The sequence below is a fragment of the Rhodoflexus caldus genome (assembly GCF_021206925.1).
GTDB lineage: Bacteria > Bacteroidota > Bacteroidia > Cytophagales > Thermoflexibacteraceae > Rhodoflexus > Rhodoflexus caldus.
Genome location: NZ_JAJPRF010000001.1, coordinates 284,442 through 302,586, shown reverse-complemented (window position 1 = coordinate 302,586; position 18,145 = coordinate 284,442). Strand labels below are relative to the sequence as shown.

The 18,145-nt window shown below is 45.8% G+C and carries 13 protein-coding genes; 8 read left to right on the top strand and 5 right to left on the bottom strand.

Annotated features, from left to right (window positions below; translation table 11 throughout):
* The first annotated feature begins 22 nt into the window (after positions 1-22).
* The 3 genes from NDK19_RS01240 (at position 23) to NDK19_RS01230 (ending at position 4,335) form a co-directional block, all read left to right on the top strand.
* Positions 23-1,672: a SusD/RagB family nutrient-binding outer membrane lipoprotein gene (locus tag NDK19_RS01240; protein ID WP_250630006.1), complete on the top strand. Its 1,650-nt coding sequence runs from the start codon at positions 23-25 to the stop codon at positions 1,670-1,672.
* A gap of 108 nt (positions 1,673-1,780) precedes the next feature.
* Entirely contained in the window at positions 1,781-2,278 is a 498-nt protein-coding gene (locus NDK19_RS01235; protein WP_250630005.1) for a hypothetical protein, read from the top strand.
* A gap of 113 nt (positions 2,279-2,391) precedes the next feature.
* Positions 2,392-4,335 carry an ATP-binding protein gene (locus NDK19_RS01230; RefSeq protein WP_250630004.1) on the top strand — a complete coding sequence of 648 codons (1,944 nt, stop codon included), beginning with the start codon at positions 2,392-2,394 and terminating at the stop codon, positions 4,333-4,335.
* Here NDK19_RS01230 and cysQ read toward each other — a convergent pair.
* On the bottom strand, positions 4,301-5,128 hold the full coding sequence (gene cysQ / locus NDK19_RS01225) for a 3'(2'),5'-bisphosphate nucleotidase CysQ (RefSeq protein ID WP_250630003.1): 828 nt from the start codon (positions 5,126-5,128) through the stop codon (positions 4,301-4,303). The two genes, NDK19_RS01230 and cysQ, sit on opposite strands and share 35 nt — an antisense overlap.
* Before the next feature lie 123 nt (positions 5,129-5,251).
* On the opposite strand from cysQ, the gene NDK19_RS01220 reads away from it, so the two are divergent.
* Together NDK19_RS01220 and NDK19_RS01215 are read left to right on the top strand one after the other, a co-directional pair.
* Positions 5,252-8,485: a S41 family peptidase gene (locus tag NDK19_RS01220; RefSeq protein WP_250630002.1), complete on the top strand. Its 3,234-nt coding sequence runs from the start codon at positions 5,252-5,254 to the stop codon at positions 8,483-8,485.
* 205 nt (positions 8,486-8,690) lie between these two features.
* The gene (locus NDK19_RS01215; protein ID WP_250630001.1) at positions 8,691-10,268 is read left to right on the top strand and encodes a complex I subunit 4 family protein; all 1,578 of its coding nucleotides are present in this window, start codon (positions 8,691-8,693) and stop codon (positions 10,266-10,268) included.
* A 7-nt stretch (positions 10,269-10,275) separates the two neighbouring features.
* Here the strand turns inward: NDK19_RS01215 and NDK19_RS01210 are convergent, their stop codons facing one another.
* From NDK19_RS01210 to NDK19_RS01195, 4 genes are all read right to left on the bottom strand, one after another.
* The gene (locus tag NDK19_RS01210) at positions 10,276-11,331 is read right to left on the bottom strand and encodes a sensor histidine kinase (RefSeq protein WP_250630000.1); all 1,056 of its coding nucleotides are present in this window, start codon (positions 11,329-11,331) and stop codon (positions 10,276-10,278) included.
* Entirely contained in the window at positions 11,331-12,026 is a 696-nt protein-coding gene (locus NDK19_RS01205) for a response regulator transcription factor (RefSeq protein ID WP_250629999.1), read from the bottom strand. The genes NDK19_RS01210 and NDK19_RS01205 overlap by 1 nt, the downstream gene beginning before the upstream one ends.
* Positions 12,027-12,106: 80 nt before the next feature.
* Positions 12,107-14,065: a hypothetical protein gene (locus NDK19_RS01200; protein ID WP_250629998.1), complete on the bottom strand. Its 1,959-nt coding sequence runs from the start codon at positions 14,063-14,065 to the stop codon at positions 12,107-12,109.
* Positions 14,066-14,071: 6 nt separating this feature from the next.
* Positions 14,072-15,529 (bottom strand): hypothetical protein, encoded by a 1,458-nt coding sequence (locus NDK19_RS01195; RefSeq protein ID WP_250629997.1) that lies wholly within the window; start codon positions 15,527-15,529, stop codon positions 14,072-14,074.
* Between the two features lie 68 nt (positions 15,530-15,597).
* Between NDK19_RS01195 and NDK19_RS01190 the strand changes: the two genes are divergently transcribed.
* From NDK19_RS01190 to NDK19_RS01180, 3 genes are read left to right on the top strand one after another with little or no spacing between them, the layout of a single operon-like run.
* The gene (locus tag NDK19_RS01190; RefSeq protein WP_250629996.1) at positions 15,598-16,368 is read left to right on the top strand and encodes a class I SAM-dependent methyltransferase; all 771 of its coding nucleotides are present in this window, start codon (positions 15,598-15,600) and stop codon (positions 16,366-16,368) included.
* A 59-nt stretch (positions 16,369-16,427) separates the two neighbouring features.
* Positions 16,428-17,360 carry a glycosyltransferase family 2 protein gene (locus NDK19_RS01185; RefSeq protein ID WP_250629995.1) on the top strand — a complete coding sequence of 311 codons (933 nt, stop codon included), beginning with the start codon at positions 16,428-16,430 and terminating at the stop codon, positions 17,358-17,360.
* 2 nt (positions 17,361-17,362) lie between these two features.
* Positions 17,363-18,145, top strand: coding sequence for a hypothetical protein (locus NDK19_RS01180; RefSeq protein ID WP_250629994.1), 783 nt, complete (start codon positions 17,363-17,365; stop codon positions 18,143-18,145).

The window sequence follows — 18,145 nt, the reverse complement described above, 5'->3', positions numbered from 1 at the left end:
ATCCCTCAAAATTTGATTTCTTATGTTGAAATATATAAAAGTCTTTTCATTAGCCATTGGCCTTGTGCTGTTCAACTCATGTAAGTTGGACTTACTGGACAGCCCCAATGCCGTAACGCTGAGCAATGCCAGCCCTAACTTCCTGCTCAACAGGATACAGTTAGATTTTGCGACCTTCTTCAATCAGGCAAGCGACCCGGGTATGCGCCTGACGCGCATGTTGAACCAAGGAGCAGCGGTATATGCCAACGCTTATACACCGCAAAACTTGGATGCTCTTTGGACAAACGGTTATGCCAACATTCTGACTGATGCCAAAACACTTATTGAACTGTCAGAACGTGCCAACCTGCCCGTTCATGCCGGTATTGCCCGCGTGATACGTGCATACGTGATGGCAACCATGGTAGATTATTTTGGTGAAGTTCCTTTCTCCGAAGCGCTGGATGCCAATAACTTCAACCCTAAAACAGACTCCGGTGAATCTATCTATCAGGCAGCCATTGCCGACTTAGACAGAGCTATCGCCAACTTTGGTGCCAATGCAGCTTCTGTACCTACCGACTACTTCTTCAGAGGTAACCGCGACAGCTGGATTCGTGCAGCTAATACCATCAAGTTAAAGTTGTTACTGACCAGCCGTTTGGCTAACCCAAGTGCTGCTACTGCCGGTATTAATGCCCTGATTGCAGGCAATCAATTAATCAGCACAGGTGCTCAAAGCATGGCTTTCCGTTACAGCGCTAACTTGGCAAACCCCGACAGCCGTCATCCTCGTTATGCCAGCCAGTATTCTCCTACCGGTGGTGGCGACTATCAGTCCAATTTCTACATGTGGACATTGGTTGAGTCAAAAGGATTTCCGGACCCGCGTGCTCGTTTCTATTTCTACCGTCAAGTTATTCGCAACACTCGCGATGTAAACGAGTTGCGTTGTATTAACAACCAAGCACCTGCGCACTATCCTGCCGGTATGCCTTACTGCTTCGGTACCTTTGCCGATTTAGGCTACTGGGGTCGCGACCACCTGAGCAATGAAGGTATTCCACCCGATGGTCTGCGCCGCACTGCTTGGGGCTTGTATCCTGCCGGTGGCCGCTTTGATGACGACCGTGGCCAGCCCGTAGCGCTGGTTGCAGGTGCACAAGGAGCAGGTATTCACCCAATCATGATGTCTTCTTTCACCGACTTCATGCTTGCTGAAGCAGCACTGACACTGCGCACTACAGGCAACCCGCGTGCACTGTTGGAATCCGCTATCCGCAAGTCTATGGCAGACGTAAGAAGCTATGCGTTAAGCACCATTGAAGGCAGCGTTGTAACAGCTTTTGAAGCTGCACGCGGTATCAACTGGGAAAACGAAGTGAACCGCTATGTTACACGCGTATTGGCGCTGTACGATGCTGCTGCAAACGACGACCAACGCTTAGACGTTGTTCTGCGCGAATACTGGATTGCATTGCATGGCAACGGTGTAGAAGCCTACAACATGTATCGTCGTACCGGCAAACCCGGCAATATGCAGCCTGCATTGGAGGTTAACCCGGGCGGTTTCATTCGTTCATTCTTCTACCCTGCGGTATTTGCTAACCGTAATTCTAACGCTAAGCAAAAAAATAACGTAGAGACGCCTGTGTTCTGGGATAAAAATCCTGCGGGTTTTGTGAGATAATTCAGTGTTAGTTTCAACTTTAATTACGATTTGACTATGTTTAAATATATCAAGACATTTTCTGCAATGCTTGCGATTGCTGCCCTAACAGCTTCTTGCAAGACAGAAATGATAGACAGGGTTGCACCTATTACTGATTTGGAAAATGGGGCTTACATGCGCACTATTTCCATCAATCCGTCTAGCCAGCAGATTTCAGCCGGAAACGCTGCTTCTCAGATTTCTTACGAAATAGAAGCGGTTGATAATCAGAATGGCGCGCTTTTACAGTCGTATGACTTGCAAGTGCGTTTTGTGGACAGAACGCCTGCCAACGGCACTAACAACGTGGCCTATCGCAACTTCCGCTCTATTCCTGCATCAGCTTTTACGCGTAATGCAGCGAGCGGTTTGCCACGCCATACAATGGTTGTTCGTTTATCTGAGGTGCTGCAAACATTGGGGTTACAGGTAAATCAGGTAGCTGCTACTGACCAGATAGAGATAGATGCTACCATTCGTCTGACCAACGGTCGTGCTTTTAACGCGCGCAATACGGGTGTAAACATTACAGGTGGTGTATATTATAACTCGCCATTCTTCTATCGCATTACACTGATTCCATAAGCGCGATAATTATCAGATGATAACGGGTAAAGGCAAGATGTCTTTACCCGTTATTTTTATAACAAATGTTGTCGCTTTTTACGTATATTATAATAACCAACACAAATGCCATAATGACGCGTTTTTCCGGGGAGTACTTTTTTAGAGACAGGGCGGCAAAGTCTTTTCTGGTTTTTGTGGCAGTGTTGCTGCCGGGTTTTCTCTACTCTCAGTCGGAGTATTTGGACAGCGTTGAACAACGGCTTAGCAAGGCAACAGCCGATACCACAAGGGCAGATATCCTCAACGAACTTGCATTTTTATACTTAAACTTTAATGCTAAAAAGGCTTGCAATTATGCTGAGCAGGCATTGGCCATTGCAGAGAAAATCAACGATAGAAAGCGGATGGCTGCCGCAATTAATCGGATAGGAACTGCTTACTGGGGAACATCGGACTATGAAAAGGCTATGTATCAGTTCCGACGGTCTTTACTGATTGCCGAGGAACTGCAAGATAAAGAGTTGATAGCACGCAATACTGCACATATCGGTTTGGTATATTCGGGACTGAATGACTACAAGCAGGCACTGAAATACCTGCATCAGGCACTGCACATGTTCATCCATTTGCAGATTCCTGAACGCACAGCCACTTTGTATTACAATATAAGCGATGTTTACACGCGTCAAGGAATAACAGATTCGGCTATTTATTACACGGAAAAAGCAATTCCTGCGATTGAGAAAGAGCGTCCGTCCGTATTGTCATTGCTGTACGTGCACCATGGAGCAATTGCTTTGCAGCAGCAAAAATTTGAGCAGGCTACGGAGTGGGTCGGGCTTGCATTGGAGCAATTGAAATTATATGAAAATATTTTTGCTAAGTCGTATGCTTATTGTGTCCGTGCAGAAGTGGCTAATGCCAAGCATGAGTATCAGCAGGCAGAGGAGTATGCCCGTCAAGCGTTGGATTTTGGCTTGCAGGCTGCCAATAAGGAGCGGATAGCAAAGGCTTACAAGGCACTTAGTACTGCATTGTATGAGCAGCAGAAATATAAAGAAGCAGCCGAAAGCGGGGTGTTATATGTTGCTTACAAGGACAGTGTGCACAACGACTTGGCGCACAATGCGATGCAAATTTTTGAATATGAGCGAAAAGAAGGTGAACTGGCACTCATGACCTCACGACAAAAGGCTCAGGAAAGTATGTTTGAGCGTCAAATGGCTGCACAAACCAAGGCCATTGTTCTCATTACGATTGTGCTGATTTTTGTTTCTGCTGCCGGTTTGATGATTTGGCAAAGCCAGCGAAAAATCAAAAGCCAGAATCAGGAGCTTGAGGCTTCATTTCAAAAGTTGGAGGAGCAAAATCAGATTATAGAACATCAAAACCGCACCAAGGATAAAATTTTTTCCATCATCGGGCACGATTTGCGAACGCCGATTAATGGTTTGGCGGCACTGTTGGAATTAGCCGCCGCCGGCAATATTTCGCAGGAAGACATGTCTTATTTTTCTCTGCATCTTCGGCAAAGTGTCAAAGGTTTACAACTGATGCTCGACAATCTGCTCCGTTGGGCAAACACGCAGTTGCAGGGCGACAAAGCCTTTCCGCAGTTTTTTTCGGTGGCAGAGATTGTTGAAGAACACATGCTGTTGTTTACCGATACGGCACGCATGAAACAGATAACTTTGGAAAGTAAAATTAATGGGGATGTAAATGTATTTGCCGATAAAGACCATCTGCGGCTTATTTTGCGTAACCTGATAAGTAATGCCATTAAGTTTACGCAACCGGGGGGCAAAGTTTTGGTGGAGGCCTATAAAGAAGGCGAATCTGCAGCCATCAGTGTGGTAGATACAGGCGTAGGAATGTCGGATACACAGTTGCACGATTTATTTGATGAGAATACGCACATGACCACCTATGGCACGGCAGGAGAAAAAGGCACAGGTTTGGGGTTGCAGCTTTCCTACGAAATCGCACAAAAAAATGGAGGTTCTATTAGTGTGTTGAGTGCGCCGGGCAGAGGTACTACGTTCATTGTGCGCCTGCCGCTTGCAAAGCAGGCATAACGGCTTGCTTATCGGAAAAGCCTAGACAAACAAAGGGCGGATTGACCAAAGACGGTTTGTTGTAGCTGAAACGCTCACCGTTCATTGCCAGAATATGCCCGCCGGCTTGTTCCAGCACGGCTTGTCCTGCGGCAGAATCCCATTCGCTGTTGCCGCGCGTGCGGTAGAAAATATCAGCTTTTCCTTCGGCAAGGGCGCAATATTTGAGTGCGCTGCCCATAGGGGTAGCACGGTTGATACCCCAGTTTTGCCACAAAAAAGCACGGTCTTGTTCGGGCATCTTGCCCTTGCTGCAAACAGCCCGCCACGGTGTTTGCAGAGGTTGATGCGGCAATTGCAGCCTCACAGTGGTGCCATTGAGCAGCATTTTGAATGACTGTTTACCATCGGCAAAGAATAGTTCTTGAATGGCAGGCAGGTAAACAGCACCTGCCACCGGATAGTTTTGATGAATCAGCCCGATGCAAACCGCAAAATGTCCCGTTCGGCCAATAAACTCCTGTGTGCCGTCCAATGGGTCTACCAACCAGAAAGTTTCCCATGCTTTGCGGGCTTCGTAGGGGATATGCTCACCCTCTTCGGAAAGAACAGGAGTATGCGGTGTAAGTTGCAAAAGGCTTGTGTGGATAAAGCGGTGTGCCTCACGGTCGGCATCCGTAACAGGTGAGTGGTCAGACTTTTTGAAAATGCCTAATGTGCTGCTTTGGTAATGCTGCATTACAATTTGTCCGGCACGTACAGCTATTTTGACTAATTCGCCAATGTCTGCAAAAGGGAAAACAAAGTCCGACATGAACAGGCTTTTAAAAAAAATGAAGAATGAAACATTAAGGATAAAAGTACTAAATTTCGCCCATCAACCTATGCGACCTGCTTTCTTATTTCCTTTTTAACTCCATACTCACCTGTTTTATTTATGAAATCACGCTTTTACCGCATGGGAAGCATGCTGTCGGTAGTGTGTGGGCTTTTTGCCTTTAACGCACAGGCACAGCAAGAAGCGCTCTGGATGCGCTATCCTTCTATTTCGCCCGATGGGCAAACAATAGTTTTCAGCTACAAAGGCGATTTGTTTAAAGTGCCTGCCGCGGGTGGAGTGGCCACTCCGCTCACTATCCACGATGCGCACAATACGATGCCTGTTTGGAGCCGCGACGGCAAGCAGATTGCTTTTGCCAGCGACCGACACGGCAATTTTGATGTTTTTGTGATGTCGGCTAACGGAGGGGAAGCCAAGCGATTGACTTTTCACTCTGCCAATGATTATCCTTATGATTTTACGCCTGATAATCAGAGTGTTGTATTCGGAACGCAACGCAATGACCCCAATACCAGCGTTCGTTTTGCCAACCGGACATTATTCTTGAAATTGTACAGCGTGCCTGTAAAAGGCGGACGCAGCGTAATGATAAACGCGGCCGGCACAGAGCAGGTACATTTTAATTCAAAAGGTAATCAAATCGTTTTTCAAGACCGCAAAGGCTATGAAGATGCTTGGCGCAAGCGTCATACCTCTTCTGTTACCCGCGATATATGGCTGTATGACATGACGGCCAAACAATACCGCAAGATTTCGGCTTTTGAGGGAGAAGACCGTGAGCCCAAATTCAGCGCCGATGACCAGTCTGTTTACTACCTGAGCGAAAAAAACGGTGCGCAAAACATCTTTAAAATAGGTGTCAATGGTTCCGGCGAGCAGCAACTGACCCGCTTTGCCGACCATCCGGTGCGCCATTTGAGCCGCTCTGCCAACGATTTACTTTGCTTTACATGGAACGGCGAAATTTATACGCTCAAAGAAGGGGAGCAACCCAAGAAAGTAACCGTGATGATGGCAGGCGATTTCCGCTCCAATACCGAAAAAACGGTTTCTATCAGCAGCGGCGCTTCCGAGATGGCTCCTTCGCCCAACGGTAAAGAAATTGCTTTTGTGTTTCGCGGCGAGGTATTCGTAACCTCTGTGGAAACAGGTACAACCAAGCGGATTACCAATACCCCTTACCAAGAACGCAGCCTCTCATGGGGAGCAGACAGCCGCACGCTGTACTATGCAGCCGAACGAGGTGAAAGTTGGGACATTATGCGCAGTTCTATTGCCCGCAAAGATGACCAGTATTTTTATGCCGCCACCATCATTAACGAAGAACCGGTTATTGCGACCGACAAAGAAGAATTTCAGCCCGAAGTATCGCCCGACGGCAAAGAAATCGCCTATTTGGAAGAACGCAACATCTTGAAAGTGTTCAATTTGGTTACTAAACAGTCGCGTGTGATTATTCCTGCCGGGCAAAATTTCAGCTACTCCGACGGCGACCAGAGTTTTGTATGGTCGCCCGACAGCAAGTGGATTGCCGCGCGCAGCAACAAAGGGCGCTTTAATACCAACGAAATTCTGGTGTTCAAAGCCGACGGCTCGGACAACAAAGGCATAGACATCACCCAAAGCGGATTTGGCGAAAGTGTTGGCGGATGGGCGCTGGAAGGCAAAGCATTGCTGTTTTCTACCGACCGCAACGGACGCAAGTCGCTGGCATATCAGGGTTCACGCGAAACCGATGTGTACGCAGTTTTCTTTGACCAAGCCGCCGCAGATCGTTTCCGACTCTCCAAAGAAGATTTTGACTTGCTGAAAGAACGCGAAGAGAAGGATAAGAAAGACAAAAAAGACAGTGCAGGAACAACCAAAAAAGCATGGACAATGAATTTTGACCGCTTAGACGAGCGCAAAATTCGCCTGACGACTTTCCCGCTGACCATGAGCTCTTATGCGCTTTCTCCCGATGGCGAAAAACTGTACATTATGGCGCGTTTAGACAGAAGCTATGATATATGGACGCTGGAAACACGCACCAAAGAACTGAAAGTACTTGCCAAACTGAATGCCGAGGGTGGGCAGTTTGAGATGAGCAAAGATGGAAAAACCCTGTTTGCCATTGCAGGCGGACGTATCAGCAAAATAGCTACTGCCGATGGCAAAGTAACACCGGTCAATATTAAAGGCGAAATGACGCTGAACACGGCCGGCGAACGCGCTTATATCTTTGAACATGCTTGGAGGCAGGTAAAGAAAAAATTCTACGACCCGCAATTGCACGGCATTGACTGGGCAATGTATCGCAAAGCCTATGAGCGATTTTTGCCGCACATCAGCAATAATTACGATTTTCAGGAACTGTTGAGCGAAATCCTTGGCGAACTGAACGCTTCGCACACGGGAGGACGCTACTCACCGCGCTTTGAAAATCCTGATGCTACGGCTTCTCTGGGCTTGTTCTACGACGAAATGGCAGGAGGAAATGGCCTGAAAATCACCGAAGTAATTCCCGGAGGGCCTTTGGACAACGCCAACAGCATGATTCGCGCAGGGCATGTGATTGAAAAAATAGACGGCACTGCCATTACAGCCGATATGGACTGGGCGCAATTGCTCAACCGCAAAACAGGTGAGCGCACGCTGCTGAGCGTATTTAACCCTACTAACGGGCAGCGTTGGGAGGAAGTAGTAAAGCCTATTTCTTTGGGTGAGGAAAACAACTTGCTTTACAAACGCTGGGTAAAAACCATGCAGGACATGACCGAAAAACTCAGCGGCGGCCAAGTAGGCTACGTGCACGTGCAAGGCATGAACGATGGCAGTTTCCGCACTGTTTACGAAGAGGTTTTGGGCAAAAACATCAACAAAAAAGCCTTGATTGTAGACACCCGCTTCAATGGCGGCGGTTGGTTGCACGACGACTTGGTTACTTTTCTTGGAGCCAAGCAATACCTGACTTTCGGCCCTTATGGTTTCAAATCGGAAGGGGGTGAGCCTTTGAACAAGTGGACTAAGCCAAGCTGCGTGCTGATGAGCGAAGGCAACTATTCCGATGCTTTTATCTTCCCTTATGCCTACAAGCAATTAGGTATCGGTAAACTGATTGGCAAGCCCGTACCGGGAACAGGAACGGCCGTATGGTGGGAAACGCAAATTGACCCGACGATGGTGTTCGGCATCCCGATGATTGCAACAATGGGCAAAGAAGGTCGCCCGACCGAAAACCTGCAAATCAATCCTGATATTGACGTGGACAATGATTACAATTCAGTATTAAGCGGCAAAGACCTCCAACTGGAGCGTGCCGTTGCCGAAATGCTGAAAGAAATCAAGTAACAAGCCGCTAAAAAGCGATTGATAGTTTAACAACCCGACGGGTCTTGGAGAGCCGTCGGGTTGTTGCATTTTGCATAGCGAAAGGAACTGCGAATCCTTTGCTATGCAGCCAATACAGAATTGCCTGCCAAATGTGAATATCCAACGCGCATGTGCTAACTTTCACCCCTGAAAAAGATTTGCATGGCAACCTGCATTTATTTTTATGCCTGATATACTACTTCATTTACTCATCCTATTGCCGCTGGCAGGCGCTGTAATTGTTTTGCTGATACCCGAGCATGCTTCGCGCTTGATGGAGCGCCTGACACAAATCGTCACCTTGCTGCTGGCGCTGATGGCCGCTGCTATTTTTGCGGCAGCGCATGGCAGAACGACCGCGCACTACGGCGACCTGTTGTTTGCCGAAAAGTACGAGTGGATTCGTTTTGGAATGGGCGAACTTGGGGAGTTGAAAGTTTTGTATTTTTTGGGGGTGGATGGGTTGAACCTTACGTTGTTGCTATTGAGCGGCATTGTACTTTTTTTGGGTGCTCTTGCTTCTTATCACATCAAAAAGTCGCACAAGGCCTATTTTTCGCTTTATCTGTTGCTCAGCGGCACAGTGATGGGCTGTTTTTTGGCATTAGATTTTTTCCTGTTCTTTCTGTTTTTTGAATTTATGCTGCTGCCCATGTACTTCCTCATCGGGATTTGGGGCGGCGAGCGGCGCGAATATGCAGCTATCAAGTTTTTTATTTATACGTTCTTCGGTTCGGTGCTTATTCTGGCCGTTATGATTGGGCTGTACCTCTCGGTACAGGACAGCACGGGCGCGCAGAGTTTTGACCTGTTGCTGATGGCCAAACCGTCAGCCTTTATACTGGACAGTTGGCTGCATCCCTCCTCTGCAAATACGCTGCTGGGCTATCCTGCCCGCACGGTTGCATTCCTTTTGTTATTGATTGGTTTTGGCATCAAAATCCCTGTTGTGCCCTTGCATACATGGCTACCCGATGCGCATGTGGAAGCGCCAACGCCTATTTCCATTGTGCTGGCAGGGATTCTGCTCAAAATAGGCGGCTACGGTATGATGCGCGTTGCCTTTCCGATATTTCCTGCCGAGGCACAACAGTTTGCATGGTGGATGGGTCTGATTGGTGTAGTCAGCATTTTGTATGGCGCAATAGTGGCGCTTGGGCAAGTGCAACTCAAAAAAATGGTGGCCTATTCTTCTGTGTCGCATATGGGGTATGTAATGCTGGGGCTGGCTGCCTGCAACGCCGAGGGGGCAAGCGGCGCAGTGATGCAGATGTTTAGTCACGGAGTGCTTTCTGCCATGCTTTTTGCCATTGCGGGTGTATTGCACGAGCGTACGCACAGCCTGCAAATAGCAGATTACCGCGGACTCTCACAGCCAATGCCTGCCTATGCGGCCTTTACAGGCATTGCATTTTTTGCATCATTGGGCTTACCGGGTTTCTCGGCATTTGTAGCTGAACTGTTAGTGTTTCTGGGTGCTTTCGGAGCGGAGAGTTTACCGCTGTGGATGCCATTATTGGCACTATTGGCACTATTAATTGGTGCGGGTTATTTTCTGTGGACTTTTCAGCGGATGTTTCTTGGTGAACTTTCCCTTAGTCGTAGCGAATGGCGCGAAAGCCTGCAAGACCTTACACCAAACGAATGGGCGCTATTGCTCTTGCCCGCCGTATTGGCATTGCTGTTTGGTATTATGCCGCAATTGCTTTTGCATGGTGTGGAAACCGCCCTGAACCACTGGCTGCGGCTGCTTGGACGGTAAAAAATTGCTACTCGGTTGTAGCATCGGCCTTGGGCAGCCGGAAGGTAAAAGTAGTGCCTACCCCCACTTCGCTGTGTAAATTAATATCGGTGCCGTGCTTTTCCAGAATGTGCTTAACAATGGCAAGCCCCAGCCCTGAACCGCCCTGCTTGCGCGAACGGCTTTTCTCAATGCGGTAGAAACGTTCAAAAATGCGGCGCTGATGTTCTCTCGGAATACCCGGGCCGTCATCCGCAACCGTTACCTGCACAAGGCTCGCATCTGCCATGAAACTCACGCGAACGTGTCCGCCCTCATTGCCGTACTTGATGGCATTGTTAATGAGGTTAGTCATTACCTGTCCGATGCGATTATAGTCAGCATGTACCCAGAAGGCCTCTCCCACAGGGTTTTCTATTTGCAGTTCTATGGCGCGCTTAGCGGCTTTTTCCTCTAACTGCTCAAAAACGTGCTCGGTCAGTTGGCGGATATCAAAATCCTCAAACTGCATGGTAATTTGTCCCGATTCTATCTGCGTGAGCGTGAGAAGGTCTTGCACGAGCATACTCAAACCGTCTAAACTGCGGGCAGCCTTTTTAAGGAACTTGTACCGCACGTTCTCATCGTCAATGGCACCGTCTAGCAGCGTTAGTACAAAACCCTGTGCGGCGAAAAGCGGTGTTTTCAGTTCATGCGAAACATCGGCAATAAACTCACGCCGGAAGGCCTCCATTTTTTTGAGTTCCTCTATTTCGGATTGTTTCTGCGAAGCATAGGCCAAAATCTGCTGATTAGCGCGTTTCAGAGGGTTGGCCGAAGGTTCATAATCATCTAATATTTCGGTAGCTGCCTTAAAATCCTGCCGATTGATTTTGTCTATGGCCTGATACAAGTTTTTAACTTCTCTGAAAATCAAAAATTCCAGCGTAATAAAAGTGAGAATAAAGCAGGCGGCAAAAGAAAGACAAAATACAATAACAAGGGCAGAGGTGCTTACGCCTTCCACTAATGAGAGGAAGGCAGTGGTGATGGCAGCTACGGAAACGGCCAGCAGCAAAGCAACTGCACGCGAATTAATCAGCATTACTCGGGTATTTCAAACTTATAACCTACCCCTTTAATGGTTTTGATGTAGTGTTCGCCTATTTTTTCGCGAATGCGGCGAATGTGCACATCTACCGTGCGTGCCAATACGTACACATCATTGCCCCAAATATTTTGCAAGAGTTCATCGCGGTTGTAAACCTTGTCGGGGTTGCTTGCCAGAAAAAACAACAACTCAAACTCCTTTTTGGGCAGTGCAATCTGGTTATCGCCCTTGTAGAGTGTGTAGCTGGTGCGGTCAATGGACAAGTCGCCAACCTCAATCAGGTTACTTTCTTCGGAGGAAGTTTTTTGCGATTCGCGACGGAAAATGGCATTAATCCGACTCATCAGCGCCCTCGGCTTAATCGGCTTGGTCAGGTAATCGTCTGCGCCGGTATCAAATGCAGCTACTTCGGAGTATTCTTCCGAACGCGCTGTGAGGAAAATAATAAACGTATTGCGCATTTCGGGCATTTCGCGAATCTGGCGGCAGGCTTCCACACCGTCCATCACAGGCATCATGATGTCCATCAGAATCAACTCCGGCTGGAACGACTGCGCCAGCGTAACCGCTTTTTTGCCATTGGTAGCAGTTTTGACCTCATAGCCCTCTTTCTCGAGGTTATAGGTGAGTAATTCCAGAATATCCGGCTCATCGTCCACCACCATCACTTTATGGGCTTTCGTCATCATGCAGGTCAGGGTTTATTCATACAAAGTTACGCGCTCAGACTTTACTTTTGCTTGAACAAAGCGTAAAGGATTGGTTAAATTTAGGGTTTAAGCAGGTAAAAACGCTCCCCTGACTTGCTGTCCACAATGCTGTCGGTAATCATGGGTTGAATGGTGGGCGGCACGATGGCACTCTTAGAGGCAATCAGGTAGCCTATTTTGTGCTTGCGGATAAAGTCGGCTTGGCTTTGCGGAATACTTCGGAAAGTCCCCTCTGCCTTCTGGCGATTGACAAATTGGGTGAAAGCCATGAGGGTGAGGTCGTAGCGACGCAGACGAGGCACTTCCGGTACTTCAAAGGTAGAAATAGAAAAAGCCTGAGCAGTAGGATGCAACAAAGGAAGGTATTCGCCCATTTGAACCATAACAGGTAAATGGCTCTGAAAGGTTCTTACATATTCATTGGCATGTAAAATAGATACCCCCCAACCTTGTATTTGAGATTTAATTTTCGGTGAGACAATCTTGTTTAAAAACTCAAAATCGTACAAGCGGTCATAACTGAAATAGTGTCTTTGAGTAGTATAATGCCTGTTAAAGTTTATCCACACAAAAAAAATTAAGCCCACAGAGGCAATGCCATAACGTATGCTATTGACATGAGGTTTGATAATCAGTACTGCCAATTGCACCGTGAGCAACAAATTAAGTATACTGAAAGTAGGATGTGTAAAAAATTGAAAAGCCTCTAAATTTGGTGAAAGCAATGCCCAATTGACAGCACCCGTTACCACGATTGCGCATGTGATTACATAATCGCGCCAAGCAAAATTTTGATATCGGAATCCTAAAAGGATTAAAATCAATAGCCAAGGCCAATATAGCACGCCAATGTGAATAAACAAACCGATAAATAAATTCAACTTTGTTCTAACAATTTGCCAACTTGAAGGTATGGCATTAGCAAGCAGTTCGCTTGGGCCGCCTGACTCCACCCCGCGTAAACCGAACGATAGAAAAAAAATGCTGATAGTAACTAATGATAATATCGCCATTCCTGTGTGCCATATCCATGCTTTCCTGTCAATATTGCCTAATATCCAAAGTATCAAAGAAGCAAGCATGACTCCCCCTGCCATTGTAGGCAGCGCAACGGTTGTTACAATAGCGATAGAAAGCACCCAAACAGTGGCATCTTCATATTTTTTGCGTTGAAAAAGCAACAACAATCCTATGGCATACAAGTAGTAAGGACCTGTTTTTTTCCCGACGAAATCAAGTAAATCGCTGCGAACATCTTCCGAAAGAGCCGTAAAAGGATGTGCTTTGTACCATTCAAAAAATACTCCGTTGACAAATAAAAGCCCAAAACAAAGTAAAGCCAACCACCACTTAATCGGATGATTTCTTTCCATCCATGCCAAAATGCCAATCAGAACAAAGCAGTGAAATAGAGGTACATTAACAGCCATCAGTAAAACAAGTGACGGCATACGATATATTTCAACCAGTAGGGAATTAAGCCACAGTTCATAGTAATGATACAGTGTTATACCTTTATGGGCGGCATTGCTTAATTCCATATCCAACGCCCAACTGCTTTCCAGACCTATCACCACTAATGCAGAAGTAACCCTTGTGTAGTAAACACTATCCCAGAAAGGAATATGATACTTCATCGGTCCGTCGGGCCAGAAAAAGAAATAGGCTTCCCAGCCGTAGCAAAGCAGCGTTCCCAGCAGTACCGCCCCGAGGTGATGCGCCGTTATTTCAAAACCGAAAAAGGGTTTGCGAACGGTATTTCGTTTAGGATAATATTGATATAAAAAATAAGCAGCAGGCAAAAGCCACAAAATATTAATGGTTCGCCCGCCCGATTTGACAATGGCATACAGGGCAATCCAAGCCGTCATGCCGATAAAGGAACTGAAAAACAGTTCGGCAAAAAACTTATCGGTAATGCCTAAGCGCCAACGAATGAGCCTTCCCGTCAAGAAAAAGACAAGCAGTGCCAACAGCAACTGCCCATAGTGCAACAAAACTTCGGGGAAAATATTCATACCTGATTAAAACTTGCCGTTAAAGAATCGTTGAGAAACAAATTGATATGTATATGCCGCCAAAACAACGGCATATATCTGCAAAAAAGGATAACTCATGACAAAATGCCGATACTCAATGCGCCGCAGCACCAACGGACACAATAGCACTACATACAGCGCCATTGATGCCAGCATCCAATCATTCACCGATAACCTGCGGTAGTGATTGGCTGCATACAACGGCAGCCCAATAAATCCGCCTGCCCAAACAAAATAATACAATGCCGTGTATAAAAGCCGAATGATTTGTTTTGTAGCAGGAAGCGCAACAAAGGGCTGCGGCGTCAAATTGTAAGTGCCGCTGTGCAGCAGAAACTTGGGCAGTAATCGCAACGGGGCTACTATGTAGTAGTAAAAAGGTTTTTCACTGATAAATGCTTTGCGATAAGCGCGCAGTTTGGCATATGCCAACGAATCGGCGTAGTGCCTAAGATTGGCGGGCGTATCTGCCGACTCTGCCACATGATACCACTTTTTCAGTTCGCGCAGCGAATCGGCGTTGTATGCAGAGGTAAATACATAATCGGGTAAATCTTCCATGCGTTGGTACTTATTCGGTACGGCACGGTTTGTTCGTACGTCCAAAAACAGCATCATCTCTGCCGCAGGATTCCACGAAACAAAATCGCCGCCCCATGCCTGTACAAATTCCATCAGTGCCAGAAAGCGCCCTTCGGGTAGTCCGGCGTGCGCGTCGGTAACTAAGGGAATTATTCGCTTGAAATGCACGTAATTTCTTGCCACCCAAGCCGTTTCTACTGCCACAAATACCGAAGCAAAAGCAATCCCTTTCATAAGAGCTTGTTGCCACTGCCCGCGATATTGCCAAAGCAAGAGCAACCCCAACAGAAAATACAAGGGCAATAAGTAAGGACGCAAGAATACAGCCCAAGTAAACAGCCCCCCCGAAAGAATCAGTTCGCCTGTGCTGCGCTTTCCCGTCAGCAGATAAAGCCCCAGAATTTGCGCCGATACTGCAAAACTTTCCGTCAAAATAATCCAATCGTAATAAGCAACAAATGTGTTGAGGCTGTAAATTATCAGCGTAGCGGCAAAAATTGTTTTACTGTTGAAAATCCGATAGGCAATAACAGCCAAACAGTAACACGAAAGCGTGGCAAGCACCCATTGCAACAAAAAAGTAATGTTCAGAGCCGTTGCTTGGTCAAAAAGCCGCAACAAGGGCGCAAGCGCTATATCGTAGCCGGGTGTACGCCCCGCATAGGGAATACCCGTTACTTTGGCATACGTGCCATGCTGCGCCAACTGATGCGACGTAAGCAAATAATCCTGCGAATCCGTTGCCAAGTTGCCAATCAGCCCGTCGCTGAGGCTATATTCGCCCAACCAAAACAACACAGCAACTGTACAGGCTCTAATCAGAAAAGTAACAGATAGCCAGAATATGGTTTTCTCTGGCATTGGAATTGCCTTAGCAGAAATCATTATATATTTGCTTACCCGACAAAGATAGCAAGGCACTACCATTTATGAATCCTATTTTGAAACAGATTGTTTCCACCCGAACATGTCCCTCACCCGATGGCAATGGAAATATCAATTTACTGCAAAACACAGCCGAGCCGGCCGAAGGTGAACTGATTCATAAGAGCATAGCTGCCGTTCAAGCTAAAACTACCCTTGATATCGGTTTAGGTTATGGAACCTCCTCCATGTTCATTTGCGATGCCCTTACTCAAAGTGGTATCAATAATGTACAGCATATTGCCATAGACCCCCACCAGCGCGATAAAACTTTCAGAGGCATAGGGTTGAACAACCTTAAATTGGCAGGGTATGAATCACTGACCCGATTTTTGGAACAACCTTCTCATCAGGCATTGCCGGCATTGCTGAACGAAGGTGTAGTATTAGATTTTGCCTTTATAGACGGTTATCATACGTTTGACCATACATTATTGGACTTTTTCTATGTGGACTTGATGCTGAAGGAAGGCGGCATTGTAGTGATTGATGATACCGACTGGCCTGCGGTAAAAAAGGTATGTGCTTTTATCCTGCAAAATCGCAGTTATGAAGTATTTGATTTTGTGCCTATCCCAACAGGTTCTTCATCTAAGCGACTTTGGTTGAACAATCAGGTAAGCAGAATTGCCCGATGGAAACCTATCCAAACCTATTTTCGGCCTTCGGTTGCCTTTCTGGGCAACTATCTTGATGAAATCACCTATGGCAGTTGTGTAGCCTTCCGCAAACTGGCTCATGACAGCCGTCAGTGGGATCATTATGTGGAGTTTTAGCAATAGTATTCTCCAAATACATTAGTTTTACAACAAGAATAGCAACCCCAACCGACTGCATGCAAGCCGAAAAGCCTTTGATTAGTATCGTCAGCCCGGTGTACAAGGCGGAAAAAATAGTGGATTTGTTGGTGCGACGGGTGAGCAGCGAGGTTAGTAAAATAACAACATCTTACGAAATAATTCTGGTGGAAGACGGCAGCCCCGACGCTTCATGGGAAGCCATTGAACAAAATTGTTTGCAGGATAAACGTGTGAAAGGAATAAAATTAAGCAGAAACTTCGGACAACATTACGCAATTACGGCAGGTTTAGACCATGCACAGGGCGAATGGATAGTCGTGATGGATTGCGATTTGCAGGACAGGCCCGAAGAAATTATTAATCTGTATCAAAAAGCATTGGGGGGTTATGATATTGTGCTGGCACGCCGCCACGAGCGACAGGACAACTTTTTAAAGCGATTTTTTTCATGGTCGTTTTATCAAGTTTTATCCTACTTGACAGGTACAAAACATGACCCTGCCGTTGCAAATTTTGGGATATATCATCGGAAAGTCATTCAGGCAGTTTGCCAAATGAGGGAAAGTATTCGTGTATTCCCGATTATGGTTAGGTGGACAGGATTTAAAACAGCTAAGTTAGATGTTATTCATTCGGAAAGAGAAATAGGGAAGACCACATATAATTTTAAAAGACTGCTGAATCTTGCATTAGATATCATGCTTGCATATTCGGATAAACCTATCCGCTTGACTATTAAATTAGGACTTACTATTTCTATTATAGCTTTTTTATTTGCCTTATTTTTATTATTTGAGTATGTATCAGGAATAATTACAGTTCCCGGCTATACAAGCATTATTATCTCTATTTGGTTTTTGTCCGGACTGATTATTATGACCTTAGGAATAGTAGGTTTATACGTGGGAAAAATCTTTGAAGGTGTCAGAAATCGCCCTATTTATATTATTAATACCAAACTTAATTAATTATGCATAATATCAAGGCTGATTTTGTTTCTATCGGTAAAAATACTTTTATAGAACCTTCTGCTTCTATAAGGGGTATCAATGGTAATGCCCGCAGTGTTAGAATAGGAGACAATTGTTATATAGGTGAATATGTACAAATTATTTGTGATGATTTCTCATTAGGAGACTATTCTAAAATACATCATCACACAAATATTCATGGATACTTACCTTGTAAAATAGGACATAATGCATGGATAGGCCAGTATTCAATTATTGATTCTATTGGAGGTACTACCATCGGAAATAATTGCGGAATTGGTGCACACTCACAACTTTGGAGTCACATTAAGTATGGAGATACGCTTGAAGGTTGTCGCTTTCTATCAGAAAAACCTTTACAGATAGGTAATGATGTTTGGTTTGTAGGTCATTGTATCGTGTCGCCTATTGTAGCAGAAGATAAATCTATGGCAATGGTCGGGTCTGTTATTACCAAAGACATGAAATATAATGAAATATATGCAGGAAGTCCTGCTAAGTCTATTTCTGATAAAATAGGTTTTCAATTTCAACAAGTTTCCATAGAAGAAAAGTTACAAAAAATGAATTCTTATTTGAAAGAGTTTGGTTCAACTGCTAAAATTAAAATAGTATCCAGCATAAATGAAGTAAACTTTGAGGATGATATTTCTTACTTTGATGTTTCATCACGTAGGTATAAAAAGGTTCTTAGTGATGAAGAAATTAGATTTATGAAATTTTTACTGCCTGCAAGAGCAAAATTTGTTCCTTTTGAATAA

Coding starts and splice junctions, on each gene's coding strand:
- NDK19_RS01235 (WP_250630005.1), top strand. CDS start 1,781: ATGATAGACAGGGTTGCACCTATTACTGATTTGGAAAATGGGGCTTAC.
- cysQ (WP_250630003.1), bottom strand. CDS start 5,128: ATGTCGGACTTTGTTTTCCCTTTTGCAGACATTGGCGAATTAGTCAAA.
- NDK19_RS01240 (WP_250630006.1), top strand. CDS start 23: ATGTTGAAATATATAAAAGTCTTTTCATTAGCCATTGGCCTTGTGCTG.
- NDK19_RS01195 (WP_250629997.1), bottom strand. CDS start 15,529: ATGCCAGAGAAAACCATATTCTGGCTATCTGTTACTTTTCTGATTAGA.
- NDK19_RS01230 (WP_250630004.1), top strand. CDS start 2,392: ATGACGCGTTTTTCCGGGGAGTACTTTTTTAGAGACAGGGCGGCAAAG.
- NDK19_RS01190 (WP_250629996.1), top strand. CDS start 15,598: ATGAATCCTATTTTGAAACAGATTGTTTCCACCCGAACATGTCCCTCA.
- NDK19_RS01210 (WP_250630000.1), bottom strand. CDS start 11,331: ATGCTGATTAATTCGCGTGCAGTTGCTTTGCTGCTGGCCGTTTCCGTA.
- NDK19_RS01215 (WP_250630001.1), top strand. CDS start 8,691: ATGCCTGATATACTACTTCATTTACTCATCCTATTGCCGCTGGCAGGC.
- NDK19_RS01205 (WP_250629999.1), bottom strand. CDS start 12,026: ATGATGACGAAAGCCCATAAAGTGATGGTGGTGGACGATGAGCCGGAT.
- NDK19_RS01200 (WP_250629998.1), bottom strand. CDS start 14,065: ATGAATATTTTCCCCGAAGTTTTGTTGCACTATGGGCAGTTGCTGTTG.
- NDK19_RS01220 (WP_250630002.1), top strand. CDS start 5,252: ATGAAATCACGCTTTTACCGCATGGGAAGCATGCTGTCGGTAGTGTGT.
- NDK19_RS01180 (WP_250629994.1), top strand. CDS start 17,363: ATGCATAATATCAAGGCTGATTTTGTTTCTATCGGTAAAAATACTTTT.
- NDK19_RS01185 (WP_250629995.1), top strand. CDS start 16,428: ATGCAAGCCGAAAAGCCTTTGATTAGTATCGTCAGCCCGGTGTACAAG.